This window comes from Primorskyibacter flagellatus, assembly GCF_014638275.1.
GTDB classification, from domain to species: domain Bacteria; phylum Pseudomonadota; class Alphaproteobacteria; order Rhodobacterales; family Rhodobacteraceae; genus Pseudooceanicola; species Pseudooceanicola flagellatus_A.
The window spans coordinates 312,905-333,693 of record NZ_BMFJ01000001.1; the positions used below are offsets into that span (position 1 = coordinate 312,905).

18 protein-coding genes are annotated in these 20,789 nt (G+C 66.7%); 8 read left to right on the plus strand and 10 right to left on the minus strand.

The window, feature by feature from the left end:
• Nucleotides 1–152 precede the first annotated feature (152 nt).
• Nucleotides 153–731, plus strand: a complete 579-nt coding sequence (locus IEV87_RS01590; RefSeq protein ID WP_188475884.1) for a VPLPA-CTERM sorting domain-containing protein — start codon at nt 153–155, stop codon at nt 729–731.
• Nucleotides 732–809: 78 nt separating this feature from the next.
• Here IEV87_RS01590 and IEV87_RS01595 read toward each other — a convergent pair whose 3' ends face one another.
• Entirely contained in the window at nt 810–1,358 is a 549-nt protein-coding gene (locus IEV87_RS01595; protein ID WP_229737400.1) for a CHAP domain-containing protein, read from the minus strand.
• A gap of 270 nt (nt 1,359–1,628) precedes the next feature.
• Between IEV87_RS01595 and IEV87_RS01600 the strand changes: the two genes are divergently transcribed.
• Complete coding sequence (locus IEV87_RS01600) at nt 1,629–2,171, plus strand: hypothetical protein (RefSeq protein WP_229737401.1); 543 nt, start codon at nt 1,629–1,631, stop codon at nt 2,169–2,171.
• Nucleotides 2,172–2,177: 6 nt separating this feature from the next.
• On the opposite strand, the gene IEV87_RS01605 is transcribed toward IEV87_RS01600, so the two are convergent.
• Nucleotides 2,178–2,654: a hemerythrin domain-containing protein gene (locus IEV87_RS01605; protein ID WP_188475885.1), complete on the minus strand. Its 477-nt coding sequence runs from the start codon at nt 2,652–2,654 to the stop codon at nt 2,178–2,180.
• A 134-nt stretch (nt 2,655–2,788) separates the two neighbouring features.
• On the opposite strand from IEV87_RS01605, the gene IEV87_RS01610 reads away from it, so the two are divergent.
• The 3 genes from IEV87_RS01610 to IEV87_RS01620 all read left to right on the plus strand — a co-directional run bounded on the left by IEV87_RS01610 (nt 2,789) and on the right by IEV87_RS01620 (nt 6,200).
• Nucleotides 2,789–4,156 carry a DUF1800 domain-containing protein gene (locus IEV87_RS01610; protein WP_188475886.1) on the plus strand — a complete coding sequence of 456 codons (1,368 nt, stop codon included), beginning with the start codon at nt 2,789–2,791 and terminating at the stop codon, nt 4,154–4,156.
• Between the two features lie 5 nt (nt 4,157–4,161).
• Nucleotides 4,162–5,418, plus strand: coding sequence for a DUF1501 domain-containing protein (locus IEV87_RS01615; protein ID WP_188475887.1), 1,257 nt, complete (start codon nt 4,162–4,164; stop codon nt 5,416–5,418).
• 65 nt (nt 5,419–5,483) lie between these two features.
• A complete protein-coding gene (locus IEV87_RS01620) occupies nt 5,484–6,200 on the plus strand; it encodes a GNAT family N-acetyltransferase (RefSeq protein ID WP_188475888.1) in 717 nt (238 codons plus the stop codon).
• 414 nt (nt 6,201–6,614) lie between these two features.
• Here the strand turns inward: IEV87_RS01620 and IEV87_RS01625 are convergent, their stop codons facing one another.
• The 4 genes from IEV87_RS01625 to trpS all read right to left on the minus strand — a co-directional run bounded on the left by IEV87_RS01625 (nt 6,615) and on the right by trpS (nt 11,266).
• Nucleotides 6,615–7,484, minus strand: a complete 870-nt coding sequence (locus IEV87_RS01625; RefSeq protein WP_188475889.1) for a branched-chain amino acid aminotransferase — start codon at nt 7,482–7,484, stop codon at nt 6,615–6,617.
• A 232-nt stretch (nt 7,485–7,716) separates the two neighbouring features.
• Nucleotides 7,717–8,202 (minus strand): VOC family protein, encoded by a 486-nt coding sequence (locus IEV87_RS01630; RefSeq protein WP_188475890.1) that lies wholly within the window; start codon nt 8,200–8,202, stop codon nt 7,717–7,719.
• 118 nt (nt 8,203–8,320) lie between these two features.
• Nucleotides 8,321–9,586, minus strand: coding sequence for a DEAD/DEAH box helicase (locus IEV87_RS01635; RefSeq protein ID WP_188475891.1), 1,266 nt, complete (start codon nt 9,584–9,586; stop codon nt 8,321–8,323).
• A gap of 645 nt (nt 9,587–10,231) precedes the next feature.
• A complete protein-coding gene (gene trpS / locus IEV87_RS01640; RefSeq protein WP_229737402.1) occupies nt 10,232–11,266 on the minus strand; it encodes a tryptophan--tRNA ligase in 1,035 nt (344 codons plus the stop codon).
• Nucleotides 11,267–11,361: 95 nt separating this feature from the next.
• Between trpS and IEV87_RS01645 the strand changes: the two genes are divergently transcribed.
• Nucleotides 11,362–12,048 carry a rhomboid family intramembrane serine protease gene (locus tag IEV87_RS01645; RefSeq protein WP_188475893.1) on the plus strand — a complete coding sequence of 229 codons (687 nt, stop codon included), beginning with the start codon at nt 11,362–11,364 and terminating at the stop codon, nt 12,046–12,048.
• A 2-nt stretch (nt 12,049–12,050) separates the two neighbouring features.
• On the opposite strand, the gene IEV87_RS01650 is transcribed toward IEV87_RS01645, so the two are convergent.
• The 4 genes from IEV87_RS01650 to IEV87_RS01665 form a co-directional block, all read right to left on the minus strand.
• Nucleotides 12,051–13,598: a phospholipase D family protein gene (locus IEV87_RS01650; RefSeq protein ID WP_229737404.1), complete on the minus strand. Its 1,548-nt coding sequence runs from the start codon at nt 13,596–13,598 to the stop codon at nt 12,051–12,053.
• A 44-nt stretch (nt 13,599–13,642) separates the two neighbouring features.
• Nucleotides 13,643–15,178, minus strand: coding sequence for a murein biosynthesis integral membrane protein MurJ (murJ, locus tag IEV87_RS01655; protein ID WP_188475894.1), 1,536 nt, complete (start codon nt 15,176–15,178; stop codon nt 13,643–13,645).
• The gene (locus IEV87_RS01660; RefSeq protein ID WP_188475895.1) at nt 15,175–17,934 is read right to left on the minus strand and encodes a [protein-PII] uridylyltransferase; all 2,760 of its coding nucleotides are present in this window, start codon (nt 17,932–17,934) and stop codon (nt 15,175–15,177) included. The genes murJ and IEV87_RS01660 overlap by 4 nt, the downstream gene beginning before the upstream one ends.
• A gap of 117 nt (nt 17,935–18,051) precedes the next feature.
• Complete coding sequence (locus tag IEV87_RS01665) at nt 18,052–19,230, minus strand: penicillin-binding protein activator (RefSeq protein WP_188475896.1); 1,179 nt, start codon at nt 19,228–19,230, stop codon at nt 18,052–18,054.
• A gap of 99 nt (nt 19,231–19,329) precedes the next feature.
• Here IEV87_RS01665 and rsmI point away from each other — a divergent pair, with 99 nt between their 5' ends.
• Both rsmI and IEV87_RS01675 read left to right on the plus strand, forming a co-directional pair.
• Nucleotides 19,330–20,202, plus strand: coding sequence for a 16S rRNA (cytidine(1402)-2'-O)-methyltransferase (gene rsmI, locus IEV87_RS01670; protein WP_188475897.1), 873 nt, complete (start codon nt 19,330–19,332; stop codon nt 20,200–20,202).
• 40 nt (nt 20,203–20,242) lie between these two features.
• Nucleotides 20,243–20,722, plus strand: a complete 480-nt coding sequence (locus tag IEV87_RS01675; RefSeq protein ID WP_188475898.1) for a YraN family protein — start codon at nt 20,243–20,245, stop codon at nt 20,720–20,722.
• The last annotated feature ends 67 nt before the right edge of the window (nt 20,723–20,789 follow it).

Below are 20,789 nucleotides of genomic sequence, written 5' to 3' on the forward strand. Positions count from 1 at the left end.
GCCGTCATGCGGTATCCGAGGTGTGCAATTTGCCCAGTAAATATCACAAGTTTGAAATATATTAATGATTGCTTAAGGCATGTATACCGCAGCATGGCGAATTATGTCATGTTTGTGTCACGCCCTCGTCCATTCCATGGAAGGAATATTTTATGAAATTTGCAAAGACCCTCATTGCCGCCGCCGGACTGGCGGTCGCTGGTTTCGCGGCCCAGGCGTCGACCGTTCTGAACGTCGGTTCGCTGCCCTCGAACATCGAAGTGACCTACACCGGCAACGTGAGCACGCCGTCCGACTCCAGCTGCTCCAACTCTCCGGCGCCGGAACCGACCTGCTTCAAGCTGAACATCGGTGGCGGCCCGTCCTCCACCGGGGCGACGGTGACGATTACCGCGACGTCCGGCACGTTCGACCTTTACCCGTTCTGGGCAGGTCACAACGGCCAGCCGGCCGAGCTGTACTTCGCCGCCTTCGCCGGTGCGACCCTGGTGTTCGCTGACACCTACACCACTGGCAACGGGGTTGTGGAATTCGACGACGCTGGAACCATCCTGCCGAAGTTGACGGGTCTGACGTCCATCTTCTTCGACAACCTCGGGGCAGGGACGGTCGAGATTTCGGCGATCATCTTCGACAACGCTCCGGCGGTTCCGCTGCCGGCGGGTGCGGTCCTGCTGATCGGCGGGCTCGGGGGGCTTGCCGGCCTGCGCCGCCGCAAGTCGCGCTTCTGATCCGGGCGACCTAACGACGAACATGAAAAAGGCGCCGGTCGATCCGGCGCCTTTTGCTTTGTCCGTTCAACGATTTGTTCAGACGTCGTTCGGCAGGATGAACCCGTTCACGGGGTAAACGCTGCCATAGGCACCGGGGTTGGTTTCGACCTTCACCCGGCTCCAGTCGTTAGCGTCGGAAACGTCGATCACCGACATACCGAGCGAGATCTTGTTGCGGTGCCAGTTGGCGTGGTCGATCTTGATCATGCGTTCCGAGACGATCTCGGACACCACCGCGACGTGACCCATGGGCATGCCGCGCGTCCCGGCGAAGGCCATGACCGATCCGACCTGGGGCTTTCTGGTGCGGTCGAATTCGCCCGCCGCCTGGCTCCACCAGGTGTTGGCATTGCCACGGATGTCGACGCCGCTCATGTCACGGGCGAAGGGCACGCACCAGACGCGCATCCCGTTGGCGCGCTTGATGCGGGCCTCGTGGATCGCCATGGCGCGGAGTTCCAGGTTCACGGTTGCCGTTTCGGCAGCCTGTTCAGGCGTGAGATGAGCGCAGCCGGCGCCAAGTAGCAGAAATGCGGCAATCATCATCTTGCCGCGCAATGGCGGAGTGGCGCGTTTTACGCTCATAGGTCCCTCTTTTTGTCCCGGCTCCGCATTTTTGCGTGAGCACATCGGTTTTTCCGCATGTTCCCTTCAAAAACAAGCTGGCCAAATGCGCCTTGGCGGGATCTTGCCGATTCCGGGCATGAGAACAGGATGTTGGGAACCAAAACTCAGGTTGTGGCGTGGCCGCATCCGGCGGTGGAAAAGCACGGATTGAAGCCGTGCGGCGGTTGACCAGCCACGGCTGGCGGCGGATCACTGGGGCATGTTTTTCCTGATCCGCGACCCGAAGCGATGCTGACCCGACGCCTGTTTCTTCTGATGCCTTTGGCAGTGGCCGCCTGTTCCGCCGGGCCGGCTGCGACCACGTCGTCGCGATCGGAAATCGGCGCGCTGGCGCAGGCCATAGCGGCGCTGTCGCCGGCCGTCGATGAGGGAGAGGCAGAGCGGGCGGCGGAAATTGCGATAACTTATCCGATGGAACTGCGGCAGCGTTACGGCGTCACCGATCCCCCGCTGATCCACAATACCAAGGTGAACATGGGGTTGCGACCGCGCGGGCTGTGCTGGCACTGGGCGGACGATCTGGAAGCGCGGCTTGCGCAGGAGGATTTCGCGACGCTGGACCTGCAACGGGCGATCGCAAATGCGGACAAGCTGCGCATCGACCATTCCACCGTCATCGTATCGGCCAGGGGCGCGCCGATGGAGCAGGGGATCGTACTGGACGGATGGCGGAACGGGGGAGATCTGTTCTGGGCGCGGGTGCCGGATGACCGGCGCTATGTCTGGGAACGCCGCGCCGATGTGATGGCGCGGCGTCAAGGGGCCATCTGAGGGGGATCAGTCCTCCAGCGCGTCCTCACGCTTTTCCTCAACAAGCTTGGCTTCCTCGGCCTTTCGCTTGAGGAAGCGCTCGCCATAGGCGGCGTCCTCCTCCTTGCCGACGACTTCCTTGGCGCGCTCGAACACCTCGTCCTCTTCCTCGTCCATGTGGTGTTCGTAATCGTGTTTCAGTGTCTTGAAACGCGTCAGCCAGCCGGGGGAGGCCATGTCCATCTCGCGCAGTTCCTCCAGGATCTCGTCCATTTCGGCATGTTCGTGCACCGAATGCCGGGCGGCGTCCTGACCCCAGGTCTGTTGCATCAACTTGGAGTAGAACGTCTCTTCCTCCGCCGCGGCATGGCTTTTCACATCATGGTAGAATTCGTCCCAGGCCTCGCGACGCTCGGGGCTGTCCCCTTCCGTCTCCGCGAGGATGTCGAGCAGTTCGCGATGGCGCTGATGGTCCTTGCGGATGGCGTCGTAGATGGATGGCATGGGGGCTCTCCGGTTGGTTGGGGTTACGCGTGTAACGCGGATTTGTGCCGCGCAGTTCCACAGGCGGAACCGCAAGGGCTGCGGTGAAGGCCGCATCGTGATAGGGTTTCGGCAAGAGCCGGAGGAGGCCGAGCATGTCCTATTCCCCACGACGCGCGGAGGTGCGTTTCGGCTGCGGCCTGTCGCCCGCGGTCGTGCCGGCGGGAGATGCGGCGGCTTTTCTCGCCCGGCTCAAGCAGCCGGACGAGGCCGCGCGGCGCTTCCCTGTCGAAACCTTCGACGAATTCCGTGTCCGCATTGCCGAACAGCGCGAGATGATGGCGGAGGCCAAGGCGACGGGCACACGCAACAAGGCGGCCAAGGACGCGCGGCGTGCGCGGCGGGACGCCCGGCTGGACGAACAGCGCTGGATGGCGCAGGCGTTGCTGCGCCGGGCGACGACGCGGGACGGGTTCCGCGAACGGCTGACCGCGTTCTGGGCCGATCATTTCACGGTCGTCGGCAAGGGCGGGCTGCTGCGCTTCGGTGAACTCCCCTATGTGGAGCAGTCGATCCGCCCGCATGTCGCCGGGAGGTTCGGTGACATGCTGAAGGCGGTCGCGACGGCGCCGATGATGCTCCGCTATCTCGATCAGGAGCGCAGCACGGGGCCGAATAGTGCCTTTGCCGCGCGGCATCCGGGGGCGGGCGTGAACGAAAACCTCGCACGGGAGATGCTGGAGCTGCACACCCTTGGCGTCGATGGCGGCTATTCGCAGACGGATGTGAGCGAACTGGCGCTGTTGCTGGCTGGACTGTCTGTCGATGCGGAGGAGGGCTTCACCTTCCGCGCACGGGTGACGGAGCCGGGGGCGCAGAGGGTGCTGGGCGTGTCCTACGGATCCGACGGGCCGGGCAGTCTGGAAGAGGTCCACGCCGCGCTTGACGATCTGGCCCGGCACCCGGCAACGGCGGCGCATCTGGCGCGCAAGCTGGCGGTGCATTTCGTGGGCGATGAACCCGACGCAGGTCTGGTTGCGGCGATGGCGTCGGCCTACCGGGACTCTGATGGCGCACTGATGCCGGTCTATGCGGCGATGCTGGCGCATCCGGCGGCGTGGTCGGGGGCGGGGAACGTCAAGGCACCGGTGGATTACATGGGCTCGGCGCTCAGGGCGCTGTCGGTCGGGGCGCTTCCGGTGCGGCAGGCGGACAAGCTGGCGGTCCTGCTGTCGCAGCCGCTGGAATTGATGGGACAGCCCTGGATGTATCCCGAAGGACCGGACGGCTGGCCCGAGCGGGACGAGGACTGGATCACGCCGCAAGGCCTTGCCGGGCGGCTGCAATGGGCGCTGAACGTGCCGCAGGTGCTGGTAGAGGTGTTGCCGGACCCGCGCGGCTTCCTGTCCGTCGCATTGCCCGACCCCGCGCCCGAGGCGCTGCGCTTTGCCGCCGGCGCGGCCGAGACACGGGCCGAAGGCATCGCGCTGATCCTCGCCTCGCCCGCGTTCCAGAGGATGTGAGAGCCATGGAAACCACCCGCCGCCAGTTTCTGACCCGCAGCCTTGCCGCCGGCTGTTCGCTGGCTGCCAGCCCGCTGGTTGCGCCGGTCGCCATTGCCTCCGCCCCATGGGAGAACCGGCTGGTCGTGGTGATCCTGCGCGGCGGCATGGACGGGCTGGGCGTGGTGCAGCCCTGGGGCGATCCGGATTTCGCGACGCTCCGCGCGGGCAGCGGCATGCGGGAGCGGGGGCAGCCGGGTGGTCCGGTCGAACTGGGCGACTACTACGCGATGCACTCCGCGCTCGCGCCGCTGCTGCCGCTCTGGCAGGCGGGGGAACTGGGGTTCGTAAATGCGGTTTCCACCCCCTATCGCAACCGGCGCAGCCATTTCGACGGGCAGGACCTTCTTGAGGCGGGGCTGGCGGATTTCGGCCCCGGTATCCGCGACGGCTGGCTCAACCGGATGCTGCAGGCCGTGCCGGGGATCGAGGCAGAGACGGCCTATACCATCGGCGCTTCGGGCATGCTGCTGACCAAGGGTGAGGCCCCGGTGGCGGAGTGGTCGCCGCAGGCGGTGCTGGCGATGAGCCCGCAGGCGCGTCGACTGATGGAAGAGGTGATGCATGACGACCCGCTCTTCCGGGACGTACTGGCCGAGGCGCTGACCCTGTCGGATTCGGGCGGCTACGCGGCGATGATGCAGTCGGGCGGCATGGATGGCAGCCCCGACGACATGCTGGGCGGCATGGCGGCGGTCCGGCAGAGCGCGCAGCTGGCCCGCGACAACGCGGGGGCGGAGCATGTCGCCCGGTTCGCGGCCGACCGCCTGCGGGGGGATGCGCGTATCGCGGCGTTTTCGATCAACGGCTGGGATACGCACGCGCGGCAGGACGCGGCGCTTCGCGGCCCGCTGGAGCAGCTGGCGCAGATGATCCTGACCCTGCGCGACGGGCTGGGCCCGGTCTGGGCAAAGACCGGCGTGATCGCGATGACCGAATTCGGCCGGACCGCGCGGATCAACGGCACCGGCGGGACGGATCACGGCACCGGCGGAACCATGGTCCTCGCCGGGGGCGCGCTGCGTGGCGGGGTGGTTCACGGCGACTGGCCGGGGCTGACGGAGGCCGCGCTTTACCAGGGGCGGGACCTGATGCCGACCTCGGACGTGCGGGCGCAGGCGGCGGCGGTGATGCAGGGGCTGTTCGGCCTGCCGCGCGACGTGCTCGAGCGCACGGTGTTTCCGGGGCTCGACATGGGCGGGGCGGGTCGGCTGGTGCTGTAGGCTCCCTTGGCTTCGCCCGGGGTTCTGCCTAGGGTCATTCGGACCCTGCCTTACGGACTTTTCCCATGACCGATCCCCGCCCGCGCGGTTTTCCCGTCGCCAACTGGACACCTCCGGCGCCCCCGCCCGCCGATCTGCGGCTCGAAGGGCGGCATGTGACGCTGGAACCCCTTCGGGCCGAGGCCCACGCCGCACTGCTGTTCAAGGAGATTGAGGGCGAGGACTGGCTCTGGGAGTACATGCCGGTCGGGCCGTTCAATTCCGCCGCGGCCTTTCACCGCTTTGTCGCGGGGACCGAGGAGACGCGCGATCCCTACTTCCTTGCCGTTCGGCTGAAGTCGGATCGCCGTGTCGTGGGGTTTGCCTCCTTCCTGCGGATCACGCCTGCTGCCGGGTCGATCGAGGTCGGGTTCATCATGATGTCCCCGGCGTTGCAGAAGACCCCGGCGGCGACGGAGGCGATGTTCCTTATGATGAAATGGGCCTTCGATGCGGGCTACCGGCGCTACGAATGGAAATGCGACGCGCTGAACAGGCCCTCGCGACGCGCGGCGCAGCGGTATGGCTTCAGCTATGAGGGCGTGTTCCGGCAGGCGACGGTGGTCAAGGGGCGGAACCGGGATACGGCCTGGTTCGCGGTGATCGACAAGGACTGGCCCGCGCTGAAGGAGGCGTTCGGCGTGTGGCTTGACCCGGCGAATTTCGACGCTGGCGGGGCGCAGCGGGAGAGTCTGGCGGACCTGACGCGGCTTGTGCGAGTGGCGTCTGATCCGACCTTGTAGTGATCCGGCCTTGTAGACCGTTCTCCCTGGCGCGGAGACGGGCCTCGAGGGGCCGCGATGCGGCGATCCAGCCTTTGAACTTTGCGCTTTTTGGCAGCGTTTAGCCGTCAAATCCGAACGTCTCGCCAACATCGGCCAATCGCCGTGCCAAGGGGCGGTCGCTATTGATGTGCCGTCGGCCCGAGCGACAATGGCGACGCGATGCGCGGCGGCATTCGGCCTTGGAGCCGCGCGGATGCGGTGATCGAGCGTTGGCGGGACTAGAGACCCGTCATCCTCCGGCTTGACGGGAGGAGCTCCCCCCAGGTGCGCCGCGTCTGGCTCGGATCACGTCCGAGGATGACGATCCGCAAGCAACGTGGGTGGCGCCTGTCCGGGGGCGAGAAATGCAACCAGCGCCGGAACGGTCCGACTCTAAAGCACCGTATCCGTCGCCGCCCAGTCCCAGTACATCTCACGCGCGCGGCGGGTCATCGGGCCGGGCTGGTACTGACGATCCTCGATCGCCGTGACGGGCGTGACCTTGGACATGTTGCCGGTCAGAAAGACCTCGTCCGCGTCGTGGAAATCCTCGAAGCTCAGCACCGTCTCGTTCACCGTCACGCCGTCAGCGCGGAAGTTGGCGATGTGGCGGGCTCGGGTGATCCCGGCGAGGAAGGTGCCGTTGGCGGCAGGGGTGAAAAGCTCTCCGTCCTTGACCATGAAGACGTTGGCGGTGGCGCTTTCGGCGACGTTGCCAAGGGCGTCGGCGACCAGCGCATTGCCGAAGCCGCGCTTGCGGACCTCGAGGATCATGCGCGCGTTGTTCGGATAAAGGCACCCGGCCTTCGCGTTCACGACGGAGGAGGCCATGACCGGGCGTTCGAAACTGGTGTAGCCGAGCGTGGTGGAGGCGTCGGGCGCGGCCATCGGGATTTCCTCGAGGCAGAGCGCGAAGCCGGTGGAGTCGGGCTTCGGGTCGACGCCAAGCGGGCCGCCGTCCAGCGCCCAGTACATCGGGCGGATGTAGACCGGCGTGCCCTTGGGATACATCGCCAGCCCCTCTTTCGCGATGTCGACCATGCGGGAGGTCTCCACCGTCGGTGTGATCATCAGCGCGCGGGCGGAGCGATTGACGCGGGCGCAGTGCGCCTCGAGGTCCGGGATCATGCCGTCGAACATCCGCGCGCCGTCGAAGACCGAGGTTCCCAGCCAGGACCCGTGATCCGCGGCCTTCATGATCGCGACGTCCCCGTCGTGCCACTGGCCGTCGAAATAGGTGCGGATGTTGGTACCGGTTGCCATGATCGTGATCCCTCTGTTGCCGGATGTATGGCAGCGGCGCCGGGGAAGGGGAAGGCCGCGCCACGAAAAACCCCCGGCGCGGGGCCGGGGGCGATACTGATGAAATAGACTCACGGACTTGCGATGAGATCTTGGGGATGTGGCCGCAATATCCACGCCGCGCAGGCTATCGTCGATTTGATTCAGCTTTGCGACAGGGCTTTGACGGTTCCTTGAAGGATTTGCTGCGAACTCAGGCGGCCTCGTCCAGCAGGGCCTGAAGGTCGAGCGGGCTGTTCACCATCTCGAGCTCTCCCTTCGCGTTGCGGGGCCAGTCGGCCTCTGCCCGGTCGCGGTAAAGCTCAACGCCGTTGCCATCGGGGTCGCGCAGGTAGATCGCCTCGCTCACCCCGTGATCCGCTGCGCCGTCCAGCGGTATGCCGGCCTGCACGATGCGCTTCAGAGCATCGCCGAGGCTGGCGCGGTCGGGGTAGAGGAAAGCGGTGTGATACAGACCGGTATGGCCCGGAGGGGGCGGGGTGCCGTTGCGGCTTTCCCAGGTGTTGAGACCGATGTGGTGGTGATAGCCGCCGGCCGAGAGGAAGGCGGCCTGCTTGCCGTACATCTGCTGGACCTCGAAGCCGAGTACGCCGGAGTAAAATGCAATGGCGCGGTCGAGATCGGCCACCTTGAGGTGAACATGGCCGATGCGGGTTTCGGGATGGACTGGGTTGGTCATGGGCGTGTTCCTTGTTGCGGAGACATACCTACGCCCGGGGAAGCTGTGAATCTACGGAGATCTCCGCAGGGTTTCTGTGCGTCAGCGCCCAGACAGGTGCTCGGGCGCTTGGTTGAGGTCACGCGGCGCGACACTGTCCGCCCGAGCGGCGGCGACGCGACCGTCCGGTCTTGGGTTTGGCGGCCTGCGCCTGTCCGGCGGGCTTGCCGCCCTGCTGACCCCGGCCCCTCTGCGCCGGTTTGGCGGGCGCGCGGCCCTCGGGACGGGTGCCGCCAAGTGTCGGGATCTGTTGGCCGATCACCTTCTCGATGTCGCGCAGTTCACCCATTTCGTCCGGTGCGCAGAGGCTGACCGCACGCCCGTCCTTGCCGGCCCGCGCGGTACGGCCGATCCGGTGGACGTAGTTGTCGGCGACGTTCGGCAGTTCGAAGTTGTAGACGTGACGCACGTCAGGAATGTCGATGCCGCGCGCGGCGACGTCGGTGGCGACGAGCACCCGCAGCTTGCCTTCCTTGAACTCCGACAGGGCGCGGTTGCGCTGGCCCTGAGACTTGTTGCCGTGGATCGCGCCTGCGGCAAAGCCTGCCTGGTCCAGTTTCTTCATCAGCTTGTCCGCGCCATGCTTGGTGCGGGTGAAGACCAGCGCCAGTTCGTCCCGATGGGTGTCCAGCTGGTCGATCAGCACATCGGGCTTGAGCGAGGGAGTGACGAACCAGACATGCTGGTCGATCTTGTCGGCGGTCTTGCCCGGAGGCGTGACCTCGATCCGGACCGGGTCGGTCAGGAAGGCACCGGCGATCTCGTCCATCAGCTTGGGCATGGTGGCGGAAAACAGCAGGGTCTGGCGCTGTTCGGGCAGCAGTTTCGCGATCTTGCGCAGGGCATGGATGAAGCCGAGGTCAAGCATCTGGTCGGCTTCGTCCAGCACCAGGTATTCGGTCCTGTCGAGGCTCAGCGCGTTGCGGTCGAGCAGGTCGATCAGGCGTCCGGGCGTGGCGACGAGGATATGCGCCCCGCGCTGGAGCCGCTGGATCTGGCCGTTGATCCCCGCGCCGCCAACCACGAGGCCGAGGCGGAGGTGGGCGTTCTTGAGGATCGCATCGAGGTTGTCGTGGATCTGCTTGGCCAGTTCGCGGGTTGGCGCGAGGATCAGCGCCTTCACCGATTTCGGTTCGCACTTGGACTGGCCGGTCAGCAGGGCGTCCGCGATCGGAAGGCCAAAGGCCAGTGTCTTGCCGGTCCCGGTCTGGGCCAGGCCCATGACGTCGCGGCCCTTCAGGGCCTCGGGGATGGCGCGGGTCTGGATCGGGGTCGGTTCAGTAAGCTCCTGCGCGGCGAGGCGCGTCAGCAGGGCGGGGCGGAGCCCCAGGGAGTCGAATGTCATTACGTGATGTCCTTTCGGGCCGCGCAGGTCAGCGGGCCTCGTGTGAATGTGCCAGGAAGCGGCAGTTCGGGCGGCGACGGGTTCCGGGCCGGATGCCTTCGGAACCGCAGTCGCGAGAGCCCCTTCGCGAAACAGATGCCTGTTGCGGGAAATGGGTCGCAGGACCGGAGGAGGGCTCCGGGCCGGTAAGGGTGCCGGCGACTACGAGGGGGGACATGGCGGTTCCCGACGCAGAAGTCAATGCGCTGCGGTGCAGAAGGGTTGATGTTGGCAGATGGTGTGGGGGAGGCGCATGGGGTGAAGGGTGGGGGTAATGGGTGTGAACGTGGGGGCAATGATGGGTGTGAACACCCATCTTACGGCTTGCTTTCGGGTGACGCTCCCCGCCCGATGCGGCCGCAAAGCGGCCCGGGCAGCGCCTGTCCACCCCCCGGACAGGCGCTACGTTGTCGTTGGCGCGACGATTGATTGGGGAACTACCACGACAGGATAAGGTGGCGACCACTTGCGGAGTGGCCCCTACCCGCGGACAGGCGCCGCCCTCCGTCGTTCAGGGATCGTCATCCTCGGACTTGATCCGAGGATTTCGTGGACGGGAAATCCTCCGGTCAAGCCGGAGGATGACGGGTCACGCGGCGACGTCCGTCAGGACACCATCCCGACGATCTCGTAGGTCCGCTTAAGGATCGGTGCGGCCATGACGCGCGCCCGGTCGGCACCGGAACGCAGGATCGCGTCGATCTCATCCGGTGCCTGCATCAGCCGCGCCATCTCTCCGGAAATCGGCGACAGCTTGGCCACCGCCAGGTCCGAGAGCATCGGCTTGAATTCGGAAAACTGCCGGCCGCCCACGTCCCTGAGCACCTCATCGACGCTCTGGTCGTTCAGTGCGGCGTAGATATTGACGAGGTTGCGCGCCTCGGGTCGGCCTTCCAGCCCGGCGGCTTCCGAGGGCAGGGCGTCCGGGTCAGTCTTCGCCTTCCGGAACTTCTGGGCGATCGTGTCGGCATCGTCTGTCATGTTGATGCGGCTGGCATCCGAGGGGTCGGACTTGGACATCTTCTTGGAGCCGTCGCGCAGGGACATGACGCGGGTCGCCGCGCCTTCGATCACGGGCTCGGTCAGCGGAAAGAAGTCGACGCCGAAGTCGTGGTTGAACTTGGCGGCGATGTCGCGGGTCAGCTCCACATGCTGCTTCTGGTCCTCGCCCACGGGCACATGGGTGGCGTGGTAGATCAGAATGTCGGCGGCCATGAGCGCCGGATAGGCGAACAGCCCGAGCGAGGCGTTCTGCGAATTCTTCCCGGCCTTGTCCTTCCACTGGGTCATCCGCTGCATCCAGCCCATTCGGGCGACGCAGTTGAAGATCCAGGCAAGCTGCGCGTGTTCGGCGACCTGCGACTGGTTGAAGAGGATCGACTTCGCCGGGTCCAGTCCCGCGGCGATGTATCCGGCGGCCAGTTCGCGGGTGTTGCGGGTCAGCGCTGCGGGGTCCTGCCAGACGGTGATCGCGTGCTGGTCAACCATGCAGTAGATCGTTTCGATGCCGCTGTCCCGGTTGGCGTTCTGCGTGTCCACGAAACGCCGGATCGCGCCGAGATAGTTGCCAAGCGTCAGCCCGCCGGACGGCTGGATGCCCGAGAACACGCGCGGCTGGAAGGTCGTCGGAGTGCCGGTCATGGCCTGTCCTTTGGCTGGATTTCCCTGCGGCGCTGGCTTACCCATGCCCCCGGTGCCCGTCAAGCGCAGGGCCGCATTGCAACAAGGTGTCCGAGATGTCGCACGCACCGGGGGAAAGCCCCGTCAATCCGATCCCGCCGCTGATCCTGGCGCTGTTCGTGCTGATCCTGGGGGTCGAACTGACCTTCCAGCTTGGCGCGCGCGGTCTGGCCGGCGGGCCGCAGGCGATTGGCTGGCGTCAATCGGCGCTGACCGATTTCGGGTTTCAGGGTCAATACCCGACCTTCATGGTCGAGACCGGTCAGATCCGGGCGGAATACCTTCTGCGCTTCGTATCCTACCCCTTCGTCCATGGCAGCTTCACACAGGCGATCTTTGCCGGGATCATGCTGCTGGCGCTTGGCAAGTTCGTCGGTGAGATCATGGCGCCGGTCGCCGTCTTCGTGCTGTTCGTCGTGTCGACCATTGGCGGGGCCATGGCGATGTGGGCGCTTGGCGGGGCGCAGGACTGGATGTTCGGGGCCTTTCCGCCGGTCTACGGGTTGATCGGCGCGTTCACCTACCTGCTCTACGTCAGGCTCGGTCAGGTCGGGGGGCCGCAGATACAGGCGTTCCGCCTGATCGCGGTTCTGGCGGCGATCCAGTTCGTGTTCGGCATCCTGTTCGGCTTTGCACCCGACTGGCCGGGCGATCTTGGCGGCTTCCTGACAGGCATCGCCTTTGCGCCGGTTCTGGTGCCGGGCGGGTTCTCCGCGCTGGTCGACCGGTTGCGGCAGCGGTAGGCTCAGAACATGGCGGCGGGCAGGATCGGTACGTAGCGCGCGAAGCGGCGGTTGCGCTCTTCCGGGTAGGGCAGGACTTTGGTCGTCCGCTTCTCGGGCGGGAGGGCCGCGGCGGCGGTGGCGGCATCGGTCCAGGTCTGCGCGAGGGCCGGGTCGCCGGGCGCGTCCGCCAGCCATTTCGAGGACAGACGCAGGCGCAGGGCCCGGACGGCTTCGGGATCGCGGATTTCCAGCGCGGCCTCGGTATCCCAGAGCAGGGACCGCCCGTTGAGATTGGCAGAGCCGACGATTCCGATGCGGTCGTCGACCAGCGTTACCTTGGAATGCAGATAGATGATCCCGGCCCCGGCAACCGGCATCGGGGTGCCGTCCGGCGCGGGACGCGGCTGCGCCGGTGACACGACCGTCATCCGGTCCCCGAAGGCGCGGCGCAGGATGGCGAGGCAGCGGATTTGCAGCGCCTGAGCGTGCCGCGCGTCCATGCCGTTGTCGCGGCCAAAGATGATACGCTCGGGTTCCGTCGGCACGACGAGGACCAGGTTCAGGTCCGGGATCTCACGCGCGCGGCGGGCGAGGGTGCGCGCCAGCGGGATGTGCCGGAAGAATTGCGTTTCGATGTAGACGGAGTGTTCTGCGGCGGCGAAGGCGTCCAGATGCGCCTGCTCGATCTCGCGTGTTTCCACCTTCGGGCCGAAACGCAAGGCGCCGGGGGCATGGGTGGATAGCGTGCGCAGCAGGCGCGGTGCTACACCGGCCGACGTCGGGGCAAGCTGCGGGACAGGGGTCGCATCGGCGGAAAAGACCGTGCCGCAGGTGGCGCGGGCGCGTGACCAGCAGTCGGCGAAATGGGCGCGGATCGGGCCGGTGACGGGACCGGAGACCTGAAGGCTGACATCGTGCCAGGTCTCTTCCGGGCGCTTGTCGTGGTCGTCGTCGTCCCATCTGCGGTCGTCCACGTCGATGCCGCCGATGATGGCATCGGTCCCGTCGATCACCGCGAATTTCTGGTGAAGGGAGACCGGGCGCAGGCAGAAATCGCCGCTCAGCGCGCGCATCTGGGGGCCGGTGAGATGCTCCTCCGGGGTCTGGCGCAGCTTGTCGAGCCGCTTGCGGGTGGCGGCCGAGAAGACGCGGTGCCAGAGCGGGGCAGGCGCACAGTCGTGCAGGGCACAGACGATTTCTGCCCCCGGGAATCCGTTCAGGCGGGTGGCGAACTGGCCTGCGCTGCGCCAGGCTGCGCGATGCAGGTCAGCGGCGAAAACCGGATCGAAGTCAGACATGAGCAGCCGGATCGCGACCCCGCGCGCGGCCGTGTGATGCAGCAGGTCGGCCCAGGTCTTCAGCTCCAGCTTCTCCGCCTCTTCGGACCGGAGCAGGGCGCGGGCGTCGAAGATGCGGAAGGCCAGCAGAACCTCGCGCTCCGCCTTCAGGATCAGGCGTTCAAGCGCCGGAAACATCTCGGCTGCGGTCACGAGGGGGGTGACCGCCGCTGATGCCGGGGGCGGGGCGGAGGGCATGTCTCGGGTCATCATCTGCAGGTCATCGCGCATGGCAGGCAAACCCGCAGGCCGGGGGGCCGGTTCCCCTTTTTTTCCTAGCCCCGGCGCATCGCGGTCCTGAGTTCGGAAAAGCGGAACGCGTCGAGAAGGTGGCTGAACACGAAGTAGAGCATTGAGCCGCCAACGACGAGCAGTGCCAGCGCCCCGCCGCGGGTGATCGCGGCCAGCGGGCGCAGCGCCCATTCCCCGAGGATCAGCACCGCGCCAAGCCCTGCGCTGGCCGCGAGAATTCGCCAGACGCGGCGGCGCAGACGGTCGTCGATCTCTGCCGCCATGCCCATGTCCCGCGCCCCGCGCCAGAGCAGCGCCATCATGGCCCAGCCCGCGGCAGAGGTCGCCACGGCGGCGGCGAGATAGCCGATCACCGGCGACAGGCCGATGGCCAGAACGACGTTTACCACCATGGCGACAACGGCATAGCGGAAGGGGCTGCGCGTATCCTCGCGCGCGTAGTAGAGCGGCTGAAGCACCTTCTGCATCACGAAGGCCGGCAGACCGAGCCCGTAGATCGCGACGGCAAGGGCGGTGGCGGTGGTGTCCTCAGCGGTGAAACGGCCGCGCTGGAACAGCGTGCCGATCAGGGTTTCGGGGATGACGACCAGCGCGACGGCGGAGGGCACGGTCAGGAACAGCGCAAATTCGATGGCGCGGTTGTAGGCATGCCGCCCGCCCGCGTCATCGGCGGCACGCAGGCGGCGCGACAGGTCGGGCAGCAGGACCACACCTATGGCAATCGCGACCACGCCGAGGGGCAGCTGGTAGAGACGATCGGCGAGGTTCAGGTACTGGATCGCGCCTTCGTAAAAACTGGCTACCTGCCGTCCGACAAGGAGATTGACCTGCACGACGCCCCCGGCCAGTGCGGCGGGGGCAGCGATGATGGCGAGCTTCTTCATCTCGGGCGTCAGGCGGGGCCAGCGGGGGCGCAGGGCGAACCCGGCCCGGGCGGCGGCGATCCAGATCATCGCGACCTGGGCGATGCCGGCCACCGGCACACCCCAGGCCAGCGCATGGCCGATGTTGATGTCGCGGTGCGCGCCCCAGATCATCGCCCCGGTCAGAACGATGTTCAGCAGCACCGGAGCGGCGGCGGCGGCGGCAAACCGGCCCGTGGCGTTCAGCACGCCGGAGAGCAGCGCGGCGATGGAAATGAAAAAGATGTAGGGAAAGGCCACGCGGCCATAATCCACCGCCAGGTCGAAACGTTCGTCGCCGACAAAGCCCGAGGCCATGGCCCAGACCAGCGCGGGCATGAACAGCGTCGCCAGCAGCGTCAGTACGATGAGGGCCGTGGCCAGCAGGGACATCGCCTCTTCCGCAAAGGTCCTGGCGTCCTCTCCGGCTTCGACTTTCTTTGCGAATTGCGGGACAAAGGCCATGTTGAACGCGCCCTCGGCAAAGAAGCGGCGGAACATGTTGGGCAGGGCGAAGGCGATGACAAAGGCCTCCGCCGCGGGTCCGGCACCCAAGTAGGCGGCGAACATGATGTCGCGGACAAAGCCGAGGATGCGACTGGCCAGGGTCCAGACGCCCACGGTCAGGAAGCCGCGGATCAGACGGATGGGTTTCAAGAAGTGGCCCTTTCCTGGCCTTCGGATATGGCCAGCCGCAGCCTCGCCTCAAGCTGCTTCTGCTTGGCCTCGCTGAACAGCTTCAGTCCGAACATGTCCTTGACGTAGAAGGTGTCCACCACCTGTTCGCCATAGGTCGCGATCACGGCGGAGGAGATCTGCACGTTCGCCGCCGCCAGCGTCCGGGTCAGGTCGAACAGCAGGGCGGGGCGGTCGCGGGTGTCGACCTCGATGATGGTGAAGATCTCCGACCCCTCGTTGTCGAAGCTTATGGCGGTGTTGACCTTGAACGCACGCTCGCGCTTCTTGATCTTGTCGCGGTCCTTCATCGCCTCGCGCGGGACGACCTCTCCCTTCAGGGTCTTGCGGATCATCTGGCGCAGGCGCGTCAGCTTGTCGGTTTCATAGGGGTGGCCGTCGGCGTCCTGGATCCAGAAGGCCGCCGTCGCATAGCCATCCTTGGAGGTATAGGTGCGTGCGTCCACCACGTTCGCCCCGACCAGAGCGAGCGCGCCCGCAAGGCGGGAGAAGATGCCGGGGTGATCCTCCATCGCGAAGAGGGCGCGGGTGGCGTCGCGATCCTCGTCCGGGTGCAGGTCGATGCGGATTTCGTCCGCGGGAAGATCGCGCAGCATCTCTGCCAGGACCTTGTGGGCGGTGACGTGCAGACCGGGCCAGTAGGAGGGGTAGTGGCGTCGGATCTCCCGGTCGAGATCGGCCTTGGACCAGTCGGGCAGGGCTTCGCGCAGGGCGCGCTTGGCCTCGATCCCGCGGGACTGGCGGTTGAGGTCCTCGAGCCCCGTTTCCAGCGCCCGTCGGGTCTGGCGGTAGAGCGCGCGCAGCAGCGCGGCCTTCCAGTTGTTCCAGACGCCGGGGCCGACGCCGCGGATGTCGCAGACCGTCAGCACGCAGAGCAGATCCAGCCGTTCGCGGGTGCGGACCGCCTTGGCGAAGTCGCGCACCGTCCGGGGGTCGGCGATGTCGCGTTTCTGGGCCATGTCGGACATCAGCAGGTGGTAGCGCACCAGCCATTCGACCGTCTCCGCCTCCGCCGGTTTCAGGCCGAGGCGCGGGGCGACGGTGCGGGCGATGCGGGCGCCGACGATGGCGTGATCCTCGTCCCGGCCCTTGCCGATGTCATGCAGCATCAGCGCGAGGTAAAGCACCTTGCGGTTCACGCCTTCGCGCAGGATCGACGAGGCGACCGGCAGTTCCTCCTTCAGGTCGCCGTGTTCGATCAGGGCGAGGTGGCGCAGGCACTGGATGGTGTGTTCGTCCACCGTGTAGTGGTGGTACATGTTGAACTGCATCATCGCCACGATCGGTTCGAATTCGGGAATGAAAGCGGCCAGCACGCCCAGTTCGTTCATCCGGCGCAGCGCGCGTTCCGGGTTGCCGTGGTTCAGCAGGGTGCCCATGAAGATCCGCGCAGCCTCGGGGTCGCTGCGCATCTCTTCGTCGAACTTGTCGAGGTTCGCGGTGACCATGCGCATGGCGTCCGGGTGGATCAGCATGCCGGTGCGCAGGCCCTCGTCGAACAGGCGCAGCAGGTTCAGCTTGTCCTTGAGAAAGGTCTTCTCGTCCGCGACGGCCAGGCGGTTGTGCACCACCTCGTAGCCTTCCGCGACAGAGGGGCGGCGGCGGAAGACACGGTCCAGCAGGGGTTCGGATTTGACATGCGCGGCCTCCATCTTGGTGAGGAAGATGCGAGTCACCTCGCCCACGATGGTGGCGTGGCGGAAGTAGTCCTGCATGAAGACCTCGACCGCGCGGCGGCCTGCGCGGTCCTTGTATCCCATGCGTTCGGCCACGGTGACCTGCATGTCGAAGGTCAGCTGGTCCATCGGCCGGTCGGCGATCAGGTGCAGGTGGCAGCGCACGGCCCAGAGGAAATCGTCGGCCTTGCGGAACTGGGCGTATTCTTCCTTCGTGAAGACGCCAAGTGCGACCAGCTGGGAAGTGTCGGAGACCCCGTGCACATACTTGGCGATCCAGTAGAGCGACTGGAGATCGCGCAGCCCGCCCTTGCCCTCCTTCACATTGGGTTCGACCATGTAGCGCTGCCCGCCCTGCCGGGTGTGGCGGGCGGCGCGTTCGGCCAGCTTCGCCTCGACGAAGTCGCGCTCCGTGCCGTGGAACAGCTCTGCCCAGAGTCGGTTTTCCAGCTCCTTCGCGAGGGGACGGTTGCCGGTGAGATAGCGCATCTCCAGCAGGGCGGTGCGGATCGTGTAATCCTCCGCCCCGAGCTTGAGGCACTGCTTGATGGTGCGGCTGGAATGGCCGACCTTCAGGCGCAGGTCCCAGAGCACGTAGAGCACTGTTTCAATCAGCGTTTCAAGATCGGCGGTGATCCGGCGCGGGGCGAGGAAAAGCAGGTCGACATCCGACTGCGGGGCCATTTCGCCGCGCCCGTAGCCGCCGACGGCGCAAAGCGCGAAGTCGCCGGGCTTCGACTTCGGCGGGGTCAGGTGGGTCTGTGCAAGGTGCAGCGCGGCGGCGACAAGCCCGTCGGTCAGCCAGCAGTAGGCGCGGGTGGTCGGGCCGGAGTTCCGCGGATTGCGGGTGAAATCCTCCGCAATGCGGTCGCGTCCGGCATCGCGTGCCTCGTTCAGCAGGCGGATCGCCTCCTTTCTGAAGACCTTGTCGTCGCGATGCGCCTTGCGCGCGGCGTCGATCGCGTCACAGAGCGCCGCCGGGTCGAGGATGTCGCGGGCCGGGGAGATCAGGTCTTCGGGGAAGGCAAGGTCGTCTTTCATTGCGTCTTATTGCGTATAGTGCCCGCGATTTGCCAAGCGGTAAATGCGCGGACGGGGGCCGGTGAGCCCCCGTCGCAGCGGATTGTGATCGCCCCTGCCACAGGGACGCTGGCGCGGTCAGAAGCCGAAGCCGCCGAAACCGCGCGGGGCGGGGTCCACGACCACAACCTGCCGGTTGCGGATCGTCGCCACGGCCAGGCCGCGTTCGACCACGCCGTTCGGACGGAACCGGAAGACGCCGTTCACGCCCTGGAAGCCCGCGCCCTGGGTGAGGGCGGCGGCGGTCAGGGCATTGGCCTTGCCCTGCTTGACCAGGGCTCCGATCGCCGCGATGCCGTCATAGGCGAGGCCGGCGAGCGGGTGCGGCTGGCTGCCGTAGGCGGCCGAATACCGGCTGTTGAACTGCGCGGCCAGCGTCGGGTCGGGCAGGGCGAACCAGCCCCCCTGCAGGCCCGGCAGGTCCAGCGTCTGCGGCGGCACATCCCATCGTGTCAGGCCGATGTACTGGGTGACGGCCGGATCGACGCCGCGCTCCGGCAGGAGTTGGGCGAAGAAGGGCAGGGCCGCGTCGGTGTTGGAGGTCAGAAAGACCGCATCCGCCTGCGTCGCGCTGACGGTGGAGGCGACCTCGCCCACGGCGGCATTCACGCCCTGCTGCGAATAGCTGTAGGTCACGTTCCCGACGACGCTGGCACCGGAGGAGGCGGCGGCGGAGGCGATGGCCGTACGGCCGAGTTCGCCCGCGGCGTTCTGGGCCGATACGGTGACGATGCGCCGCTTCCCCTGACGCGCGGCGTAGGAGACGAGCCGTTGCGCCGTGTTCTCGAATGTGTGGCCCAGGACAAATACGTTGCCGCCGGCGAGGGAGGCATTGTTCGTGAAGGCCAGCACGTTCACGCCAGACGCCGCGGCGACATGGCCTGCGGCGTTGGTATTCCCGCCGTAGAGCGGACCGAGGATGATCTTCGCCCCGTCGTTGATCGCCTTCGTGGCGACGGCGGTGGCCTGCGCCTCGTTCCCGGCGGTGTCGTAGACGCGCAGGTCGATGCGGGCACCGTTCAGCTCCGCGATGGCGAGGCGCGCGGCATTCTCCAGCGAGGCGGAGACAAAGCTGTCGCCGCCGCCGCCGCTCTTGGGAATCAGCAGGGCGACGGGAACCGGTGCGCCGGGATCGACGGACGGCCCGCCGGCCGTGGTATTGCCGAGGCTGATCGGCTCACAGGCGGCCAGGGTCAGAGAGGCCACGGCGGCCAACAGGGTTCCGGCCTTGCGGGTCTTTCGCAAAAGGGCGAACATGTAAAACTCCTCGGTTGCTGGCGTCGGGCGCGCATGCCGCACGACCGGGCCGAATTCGCATTGCGGCGATCATAGCCGCCTCGGGATGAGGATCCAGTTATGAATGCGCCGACAGGCACAGTGCCGCCCGGACCGGCCCCCGGTCTCACGCTCGTCGCGGTTCCGATCGGGGCGGCGCGGGACATCACCCTGCACGCGCTCGACGTGCTGCGAGGGGCCGACGTGCTGGCGGCAGAAGACACGCGGACACTGCGGCGACTGATGGACATCCACGGAATCCCGATCGGCGACCGGCCCCTGATCGCCTATCACGACCACAACGGAGACCGCGCGCGCCCCCGCCTTCTGGCCGCGATGGCGGAAGGCAAGTCGGTCGCCTACGCCTCGGAAGCGGGCACGCCGCTGATCGCGGATCCCGGTTACCACCTCGCCCGTGCCGCGCGGGAGGCAGGGCATGCGGTGACGACGGCGCCGGGCGTCTCGGCCGTGGTGACCGCGCTGAGCCTCGCGGGCCTGCCGACCGACCGTTTCCTGTTTGCCGGCTTCCTGCCCAACCAGTCGGGCGCACGGAAGTCCGCGCTGCGGGAACTGGCCGGGGTGACGGCGACGCTGGTGTTCTACGAATCGCCGAAACGGCTGGCCGCGATGCTGGCGGATGCGGCGGCGGAGTTGGGCGGGGATAGACCTGCGGTCGTCTGCCGGGAACTGACCAAGAAGTTCGAGACGGTGCAGCACGGCAATTTGTCTGACCTTTGCGAGATGTACCGCGCCGAGGCGCCGAAGGGCGAGATCGTGGTGCTGATCGACAGGGCGGAGACAGAGGTTGTTAGCGAAAAATTCGTGATTGATGCGCTAAGGTCGGAACTGGAAGAGGGCAGTTCGGTAAGGGATGCGGCGGCGAATGTCGCCCGGGACACCGGCTGGCCAAGGCGGTCGGTCTACAAGCTGGCGCTCGACATCGGCTCCGTATGACGCTGCGGCGGGATCGGGACCGGCAGATCAGGATTGGGACATGCTGCACCGGCAATATGAATTCGATCTCCGCGGCAGTGCTCCGGTGACGGGTGCCGGGGTGACGGCTGCAGGCGCGGTGTCCGATCCTTGCGTGCCGGCACCTTCGGCCCGCCAGCGGCGCGGCAGTCGCTCGCATCTGTCGGGCATGGCCGCCGAGGATGCGGTCGAACGGGACTATCTGTTCCGTGGGCTGACCTGCACGGACCGGCGGTGGCGCTGCAAGGCCGGGGAAATCGACCTCGTCTTTCGGGATGGCGACACTGTCGTTTTTGTCGAAGTGAAAGCTTCCGCGACCCATGATTCCGCCGCGCAGCGCATCCGCCCCCGGCAGGCCGACAGGATCGCTTCTGCTGCGCTTGTCTACCTCGACACTCTGGCTGGCGGCGGGCTGACGGACATGCGCATCGATGTGGCCTTGGTCGATGGCGGCGGTGCCGTTCAGGTAATCGAAAACGCCTTTGCGGGGTGGTGGCACTGACCGCGGGCTGACCTCCGCGGCATTTTCGCAGAGGTCGCTGCGGTTGCTCTGCATTGCACCCGTTCCG

What these genes read in the sequence shown, in the direction of transcription:
- IEV87_RS01590 (WP_188475884.1), top strand. Translation starts at nt 153, where the DNA reads ATGAAATTTGCAAAGACCCTCATTGCCGCCGCCGGACTGGCGGTCGCT.
- IEV87_RS01595 (WP_229737400.1), bottom strand. Translation starts at nt 1,358, where the DNA reads ATGAGCGTAAAACGCGCCACTCCGCCATTGCGCGGCAAGATGATGATT.
- IEV87_RS01600 (WP_229737401.1), top strand. Translation starts at nt 1,629, where the DNA reads ATGCTGACCCGACGCCTGTTTCTTCTGATGCCTTTGGCAGTGGCCGCC.
- IEV87_RS01605 (WP_188475885.1), bottom strand. Translation starts at nt 2,654, where the DNA reads ATGCCATCCATCTACGACGCCATCCGCAAGGACCATCAGCGCCATCGC.
- IEV87_RS01610 (WP_188475886.1), top strand. Translation starts at nt 2,789, where the DNA reads ATGTCCTATTCCCCACGACGCGCGGAGGTGCGTTTCGGCTGCGGCCTG.
- IEV87_RS01615 (WP_188475887.1), top strand. Translation starts at nt 4,162, where the DNA reads ATGGAAACCACCCGCCGCCAGTTTCTGACCCGCAGCCTTGCCGCCGGC.
- IEV87_RS01620 (WP_188475888.1), top strand. Translation starts at nt 5,484, where the DNA reads ATGACCGATCCCCGCCCGCGCGGTTTTCCCGTCGCCAACTGGACACCT.
- IEV87_RS01625 (WP_188475889.1), bottom strand. Translation starts at nt 7,484, where the DNA reads ATGGCAACCGGTACCAACATCCGCACCTATTTCGACGGCCAGTGGCAC.
- IEV87_RS01630 (WP_188475890.1), bottom strand. Translation starts at nt 8,202, where the DNA reads ATGACCAACCCAGTCCATCCCGAAACCCGCATCGGCCATGTTCACCTC.
- IEV87_RS01635 (WP_188475891.1), bottom strand. Translation starts at nt 9,586, where the DNA reads ATGACATTCGACTCCCTGGGGCTCCGCCCCGCCCTGCTGACGCGCCTC.
- trpS (WP_229737402.1), bottom strand. Translation starts at nt 11,266, where the DNA reads ATGACCGGCACTCCGACGACCTTCCAGCCGCGCGTGTTCTCGGGCATC.
- IEV87_RS01645 (WP_188475893.1), top strand. Translation starts at nt 11,362, where the DNA reads ATGTCGCACGCACCGGGGGAAAGCCCCGTCAATCCGATCCCGCCGCTG.
- IEV87_RS01650 (WP_229737404.1), bottom strand. Translation starts at nt 13,598, where the DNA reads ATGCGCGATGACCTGCAGATGATGACCCGAGACATGCCCTCCGCCCCG.
- IEV87_RS01660 (WP_188475895.1), bottom strand. Translation starts at nt 17,934, where the DNA reads ATGAAAGACGACCTTGCCTTCCCCGAAGACCTGATCTCCCCGGCCCGC.
- IEV87_RS01665 (WP_188475896.1), bottom strand. Translation starts at nt 19,230, where the DNA reads ATGTTCGCCCTTTTGCGAAAGACCCGCAAGGCCGGAACCCTGTTGGCC.
- rsmI (WP_188475897.1), top strand. Translation starts at nt 19,330, where the DNA reads ATGAATGCGCCGACAGGCACAGTGCCGCCCGGACCGGCCCCCGGTCTC.
- IEV87_RS01675 (WP_188475898.1), top strand. Translation starts at nt 20,243, where the DNA reads ATGCTGCACCGGCAATATGAATTCGATCTCCGCGGCAGTGCTCCGGTG.